Below are 273 nucleotides of genomic sequence, written 5' to 3' on the forward strand. Positions count from 1 at the left end.
CGGTCCAGACTCCTACGGGAGGCAGCAGTGGGGAATTTTGGACAATGGGCGCAAGCCTGATCCAGCAATGCCGCGTGAGTGAAGAAGGCCTTCGGGTTGTAAAGCTCTTTTGTCAGGGAAGAAACGGGTTTTTCTAATACAGAGATCTAATGACGGTACCTGAAGAATAAGCACCGGCTAACTACGTGCCAGCAGCCGCGGTAATACGTAGGGTGCAAGCGTTAATCGGAATTACTGGGCGTAAAGCGTGCGCAGGCGGTTTTGTAAGACTGT

The 273-nt window shown here is 52.0% G+C and carries 1 rRNA gene; it reads left to right on the top strand.

Features of this window, described 5'->3' with window-relative positions:
* Positions 1 to 273: ribosomal RNA gene (locus F8197_RS29520) — 16S ribosomal RNA — on the top strand; the annotation flags it as partial.

Source organism: Duganella sp. FT27W (assembly GCF_009295655.1).
Lineage (GTDB): Bacteria > Pseudomonadota > Gammaproteobacteria > Burkholderiales > Burkholderiaceae_D > Rugamonas > Rugamonas zoogloeoides.